This is a genomic window from uncultured Marinobacter sp. (assembly GCF_963974375.1).
Classification (GTDB): domain Bacteria; phylum Pseudomonadota; class Gammaproteobacteria; order Pseudomonadales; family Oleiphilaceae; genus Marinobacter.
This window is the reverse complement of sequence record NZ_CAXBDN010000239.1, coordinates 1-6775: the sequence shown is the minus strand read 5'-3', so window position 1 is coordinate 6775 and position 6775 is coordinate 1. Positions and strand designations below refer to the sequence as shown.

Genomic DNA, 6775 nt, shown 5'->3' with positions numbered 1-6775 from the left:
CTACTCCACGGAATGCCGGATTTTCAGCGAGGGCCGGCTTCGGGTGCTGGCCAGCATTCCCTGGCAACCGGACCTGCTGGCACCCCGCATGAGCGATGTCGCCCGGGATCTGCCCGCCTCCGTGCTGCATGAAGGGGATATTGATAACCGCCGGGTGCAGAAAATTTCCGTGTGTGCCCGCACCATCCCCAACATGATCGAAACCCTGCGCCCTGGTACCCTGCTGGTCACACCGGGAGACCGTGAAGACATCCTGGTTGCCGCTGCGGTGGCAGCGCTCAATGGCGTCCCCCTGGCCGGACTGATGCTGACAGGAGGCCTGATGCCCGATCAGCGCACCATCGACCTTTGCCGCAGAGCTCTGGCGACCGGACTACCGGTGCTGTATACCGAAACCAATACCTACGAAACTGCGCACCGGTTGGCCAGCCTGCCGTCTGCGGTCAACCCGGATGACCCGGACCGCATTGAAAAGGTAATGGATGCCGTGGCGTCCAGAATGGATGCTGACTGGCTTCAGCAACACCTGAAAGTTGATCGTCAGCGGCGGATGTCGCCGCCGGCCTTTCGCCACCGTCTGTCCGAGCGGGCCCGGGCAGCAGACAGGCGCATTGTATTACCGGAAGGCAGCGAGCCACGAACGATTCAGGCCGCGATTATCTGTACCCAGCGAGGTCTCGCCCGCTGCGTGCTGCTGGGCGAAAGGGATGAAATCGAGAATGTCGCCGAGTCCCAGGGCCTGACACTGCCGGAAGGTCTGGAGATCATCAACCCCGCAGACGTGCGCAAGCAATACGTTGAGCCAATGGTCAAACTGCGCAAGCACAAGGGACTGGCCCCGGACATGGCGGAGTCAATGCTGGAAGACAACGTCGTGCTCGGCACCATGATGGTGGCACTTGATGAAGCGGATGGTCTGGTCTCCGGTGCCATTCACACCACCGCCAACACCATACGCCCGGCGCTGCAACTGATCAGGACCGCCCCCCACGCCAGGGTAGTATCTTCGGTTTTCTTCATGCTGTTGCCAGACCAGGTTCTGGTCTACGGCGATTGCGCGGTCAATCCCGACCCGAACGCGGAAGAGCTGGCCGACATAGCCATTCAGAGTGCCGATTCAGCTGCTGCTTTCGGGGTAAAGCCGGTGGTGGCCATGATCAGCTACAGTACCGGATCGTCCGGCTCCGGCGCCGATGTGGAAAAAGTACGGCAGGCGACCCTGATTGCACAGGAACGACGTCCTGACCTGTTGATAGACGGACCGTTGCAGTACGACGCTGCGGCTATTGAGAACGTGGGCCGGAGCAAGGCACCGGACAGCCCGGTAGCTGGCCGTGCCACGGTATTCATCTTCCCTGACCTGAATACCGGCAACACCACCTATAAGGCGGTACAGCGGAGCGCCAACGTGGTCAGCATCGGTCCCATGCTGCAGGGCTTGCGCAAGCCGGTCAATGATCTGTCCCGGGGCGCACTGGTGGATGACATCGTGTTTACCATTGCCATCACTGCGGTGCAGGCAGAGCAGGCCGCGTCAGCGGATAAGGACGCGTAAAAAAAGGGGCTCAGCGCCCCTTTTTGCTTTTCATCCTTGTTTTCTTGATCCGCCGGCCTTTCTTCAGATCAGTGTCCTGCTTGACCTTCTGCCGCGGCGTCATCCGGCTGACCCGATTGGCGAACGGGTTCTCGCCGGAGCGGAACTCGAAGCGGATGGGCGTGCCGGTCACTTTCAAAACCTTGCGAAAGGTGTTTTCCATATAGCGTTTGTAATCGCCGGGTAACGCATCGGTCTGGTTACCGTGAACCACAATGATGGGCGGATTGGAGCCACCCTGGTGGGCGTAGCGCAACTTGATCCGCCGACCGTGAATCATTGGTGGCTGATGCTGGGCGACTGCATCCTGCAGGATTTCCGTGAGCCGGTTGGTCTGCCACTTCGCCATGGAAGAGGCATAACACTCCCGGATAGAGTCATACAACAGTCCAACACCGGAACCGTGGAGGGCTGAAATGTAATGCTTGTCGGCATAATCAAGGAAATCGAGGCGACGACGGACCTGCTCCTTGACCTTGTCCTTGTCTTCCGGGTCCATGCCGTCCCACTTGTTGACGGCAATTACCAGCGAACGTCCCGCGTGCAGGACAAAGCCGATCAGGTGCAGATCCTGGTCCACCAGGCCTTCCCGGGCGTCGATCACCAGGATCACCACATGGGCATCCTCGATGGCCTGCAGGGTCTTGATGATCGAGAATTTCTCTACCGTTTCACTGACGTTCTTGCGGCGCCTGACTCCCGCCGTGTCGATCAGGGTGTATTCCTCACCCTGCCGCTCATAGGGAATATAGATGCTGTCACGGGTCGTGCCGGGCATGTCGTAAACCACGACGCGTTCTTCCCCCAGCAGACGATTGACCAGCGTTGACTTGCCGACGTTGGGACGGCCCACCACACCAATGCGGATGCCGGGATAAAGACTGGCGCGATCCTGATTCTCCTCGTCCACCTCCGGCAAGAGCAGATCCAGCATCGAGCGGATACCGCGGTTGTGGGAGGCGGCAATCTGGAATACCGAATCAAAGCCCAGCTTGTAGAAGTCAGCTGTCGCCACGTCGGCGTCCTGGCCGTCGGTCTTGTTGACCACCAGATGCGCCTGCTTCCCCGACCTGCGGAGCTGGTCCGCGATCAGTTCATCACCCGCCATCAGGCCGGAACGACCGTCCACCAGAAACAGAACAATGCTGGCTTCCTCGATAGCCTGCACGGACTGTCTGGCCATTTCGGCATCCAGTCCTGCTTCGTCACCGGTCAGCCCCCCGGTATCAATAACGATAAAACGCCGGCCTTCGTGGTCGCCATCGCCGTATTTACGATCGCGGGTCAGCCCGGGGAAATCTGCGACCAGGGCGTCCCGTGAACGGGTCATCTGATTGAACAGCGTGGATTTGCCGACATTGGGACGGCCAACCAGTGCAATTACCGGAGTCATGAAATCTCGCCTAACCGGAGCGCTCAGTCGCGCTCACGCAGTGAATAAACGCCAAGCCGGCCACCATTGCCGTAGACGATGATCTTGTCTTCCCAGACCAGAAACGGCGATCTCAGGCCACTCTTGTCTACCTGCAACTGACCTTCAAAGCTGCCATCCTGCTGCGACAGGAGGTGAATATAACCTTCGTAATCCCCGACCAGTACATAGTCGCCGACCGCAAGCGGAGCGGACAGCCGACGCCAGCCCAGCTGATCCTGAGTCCAGATCCGCTCCAGGGTCGAACCATCCAGCGCCACCATATCGCCATTGACCATGGCCACAAAGACCCGGTCACGCCCCAGTGCCGGACTGTGAAAGGTCGAGGTACTGCGGCTCCAGATTTCCTGGCCGCCTTGCAGATCCAGCAGCGCAAGCTTGCCCTGATAACCCGCCACCAGAACGGCGTTTTCAATCACCAGCGGTTCGGCGGTGACGTCTACCAACCGCTCAAGTTCGGTGCGGCCACTGGGTTCACCCACCGCGTATTGCCACAGTGCCTGACCGTTTTCCGCAGAAAGTGCCACCAGCCGGCCGTTGGCAAAGGAGGCAAGAATCATCTCACCACCGACCACCGGCGGCGCACTGGCCCGGAACGACAGTGCCGGGGTGGTCGCCTCATACTGCCAGCGACGTTCACCATCAAGTGCATTGAACGCCAGCACCCGTCCGTCGATGGTCTGCACCACCACCAGATTGCCATTGGAGCGGGGCTCTGCCAACGCTTCGTTGGGCAGGCGCGCCACACCGGCTCACCATCAGCGCGATCCAGGGCAATGATCTCGGCGTCGTCATTTACCAGGTACAGATGCCGATTGTCCCCACCCAGACCGGCCATGACCCGTTCGTCGAGCCGCTTGCGCCAGCGTTCATCACCGGTCGCAGGTCCGATAGCCAGCAACACGCCATCGGCGGAAACCGCGTACAGACTGCCGCCGAGCACCACAGGTGTCAGCTGCAGAAAGTCTTCGTCATGGCCCTTGCCGACACGGGTGCTCCACTCCTGTTCGAGGGTAACGGAGCCCACCGCCTGAGGGACCGGAGCCGGCTCCTCGAAATTCTCAGTCGAGCTGCAACCGGCCAGTAACACCAACAATGCCGGCATCAGCCATTTTACCTGAGGCATCAGGCATCACCTCCAATGCCCAGGTCTGCGAGCTTCAGCTGCAACAGGCCAAGCCCCTCACTGCCGGCAGCCTCACGGGCGCGCAGATAGGCCTTCCGGGCGCCGCCCTGATCACCACTGGCCATCAGAATATCGCCCTCCAGTTCTGCCATCAGCCCGGTGAAGGCACCGGTATCCGAGGCACTGCGAAGAGTCGCCAGAGCAGCGTCAAGGTCGCCCTCTGCAAGCTGTGCCCGGGCAAGCCGGCTGCGAACCAGCAACTCGAGGGTTGAACCCGACTCAACCCGGTCCAGTGCCCAGCTCAGGGATTCACGGGCCGCGGCCGGGTCATTTTCTTCCATCAGCTGCTCGCTGGCCAACAGCAGGCTGGCATAGGTCGCATAGGGTGTATCCGGGTAATCCGAGCGCAATTGCTCACCCAGATAGCGAACCGTTTCCCGGTTTTCATCCGATGACTGCTGGCTGGACGCTTCCAGCAAGCGGTTAAAGGCGTTCGCGGCCGAAGCCTGTTCGTTCGCCTGATGGGTCTGCCAGGCCTGCCAGCCAAAGACAATGGCCAGGGCCGCACCGATACCAATCAGTAACGAGGTACCGTTCTGCCTGAACCAGTTCTTGATCGCTTCAACCTGTTCTTCTTCTGTCCGCAACTCGGCCATGGTGACTCCTGTGGTATTCCTTTATCGTGTCTGGCTATCTTCTGTTTAACCGTGTACGTCCGGCCCGGCAAGCTGATCGCCCGTCAGCGATCCCGCAGCATACCGGCAAGCTGTTCGGCCACGGAGCCCCGGGGCACCGTAATCTGAGCGTCGTCCGAACGCAGGGGCTTCACCCCGACCACACCTTCGCTCACTTCGTTCTCGCCAAGTATCAGCGCGATGGCGGCGCCACTGCGATCCGCCTTTTTCATCTGGCTCTTGAAGCTGCCACCGCCACAGTGGGTTATGACAACGCGTCCGGGCAGGGCCTGACGTAACTCATCACTGACTGCAAAAGCCTCCCTTATGGCCGGCTCTCCCAGTGCCGTGACATATACGTCGGCGTTGCCGTGCACGTCACCGGGAACCAGTTCCAAAGTTTCCAGCAGCAGAATCAGACGCTCCATACCCATGGCGAAACCAACTGCCGGAGCCGGGCGCCCACCCAGCTGCTCCACCAGACCATCATAACGGCCACCAGCACAAATAGTGCCCTGGGCACCCAGACTTTCGGTGACCCATTCAAAAACGGTCTTGCCGTAGTAATCGAGCCCCCGGACCAGGCGGGGATTGACCCGGTAAGGTATCCCCGCCGCATCCAGCAAACCGGTCAACTGCCCGAAATGCGCTTTCGACTCATCGTCGAGGTAGTCTTCCAGCGACGGTGCCTTTTCCAGAATGCGCTGGGTCTCCGGATTCTTGGAATCGAGAATTCGCAGTGGGTTGGTCAGCAAGCGCCGCTGGCTGTCCGGATCAAGGTCTGCGCCAAATGCTCCCAGATACTCAACCAGGGCCTGTCGATAGGCCTTGCGTGCCTCGGCAGTACCAATGCTGTTGAGCTCCAGATGGGCATGATCCTGCAGACCCAGCGACTGCCACAAACGGGCGGTGAGGATCAGCAGTTCGGCATCGATATCGGGACCGTCCATACCGAAGCATTCCACACCGATCTGGTGAAACTGGCGATAACGGCCTTTCTGGGGGCGCTCGTGACGGAACATCGGGCCGGTGTACCAGAGCCGCCGGGTCTGATTGAAGATCAGCCCATGTTCTTCCGCCGCCCGGACGCAACCGGCGGTGCCTTCAGGGCGCAAGGTGAGGCTGTCGCCATTACGGTCGTCAAAGGTGTACATTTCCTTTTCGACAATGTCTGTGACCTCACCGATCGAGCGCCGGAACAGGTCCGTCTGCTCGACAACCGGCATACGGATTTCCTGATAGCCGTAGGAACGGAGCAGTGCCCGCACCTTCGCCTCCAGAAACTGCCAGACCGGGGTCTGCTCAGGCAGGATGTCATTCATCCCGCGAATAGCCTGAATCTTAGCCAAGATAAAACCTTATTCGTGTTGGTGTTCAGTGCGATCAGCCGGGCGGTCAGCCCTCAGAGCGGGCAATGATCGCATTTTCCTGCGCCTGGCGGCGAGCAACTTCTTCCCGGATCAGCCGTTCAAGGTCGTCGGTAAGATTGGCATTGTCCAGTTTCTGGTTCGGACGCCCTGCCAGATAGAACAGATTTTTCGGGCTGCCGCCGGTGAGGCCCACGTCGGCTTCCTTGGCTTCACCCGGACCGTTAACGATGCAACCGATGATCGCCACATCCAGCGGCACATTGACGTCCTCGAGCCGGGCTTCCAGATCGTTCATGGTCTGGATAACATCGAAGTTCTGCCGCGAACAGCTGGGACAGGCGATGAAGTTGATGCCATGGCTGCGCAACCGCAGGCTCTTCAGAATGTCGTAACCAACCTTGATCTCCTGCACCGGATCGGCTGCCAGAGACACCCGGATGGTGTCGCCAATGCCATCCATCAGCAACATGCCAAGGCCAATGGACGACTTGACCGTGCCGGAGCGGAAACCCCCGGCTTCGGTGATCCCCAGATGCAGCGGCTGTTCAATCTGGCTGGCGATCTTGCGGTAGGCCGCCA

5 protein-coding genes and 1 pseudogene are annotated in these 6775 nt (G+C 60.0%); 1 reads left to right on the top strand and 5 read right to left on the bottom strand.

All coding sequences use genetic code 11. From position 1 onward, the window contains the following. Positions 1 to 1555, top strand: a 1555-nt coding sequence (pta, locus tag AAC035_RS16860; protein WP_339806195.1) for a phosphate acetyltransferase, incomplete at its 5' end; no start/stop codon positions are given. Positions 1556 to 1565: 10 nt separating this feature from the next. Here pta and der read toward each other — a convergent pair. From der to AAC035_RS16835, 5 genes and pseudogenes are all read right to left on the bottom strand, one after another. Next, on the bottom strand, positions 1566 to 2987 hold the full coding sequence (der, locus tag AAC035_RS16855) for a ribosome biogenesis GTPase Der (RefSeq protein WP_339806193.1): 1422 nt from the start codon (positions 2985 to 2987) through the stop codon (positions 1566 to 1568). 23 nt (positions 2988 to 3010) lie between these two features. Then, a pseudogene (bamB, locus tag AAC035_RS16850) lies at positions 3011 to 4152 on the bottom strand (outer membrane protein assembly factor BamB). Continuing rightward, positions 4152 to 4808, bottom strand: coding sequence for a tetratricopeptide repeat protein (locus AAC035_RS16845; RefSeq protein ID WP_339806191.1), 657 nt, complete (start codon positions 4806 to 4808; stop codon positions 4152 to 4154). Before AAC035_RS16845 ends, bamB begins: the two are co-directional and overlap by 1 nt. Positions 4809 to 4891: 83 nt before the next feature. Continuing rightward, a complete protein-coding gene (hisS, locus tag AAC035_RS16840) occupies positions 4892 to 6178 on the bottom strand; it encodes a histidine--tRNA ligase (RefSeq protein WP_339806197.1) in 1287 nt (428 codons plus the stop codon). A gap of 43 nt (positions 6179 to 6221) precedes the next feature. Continuing rightward, a partial coding sequence (locus tag AAC035_RS16835; RefSeq protein WP_339806189.1) for a flavodoxin-dependent (E)-4-hydroxy-3-methylbut-2-enyl-diphosphate synthase occupies positions 6222 to 6775 on the bottom strand: 554 nt, incomplete at its 5' end.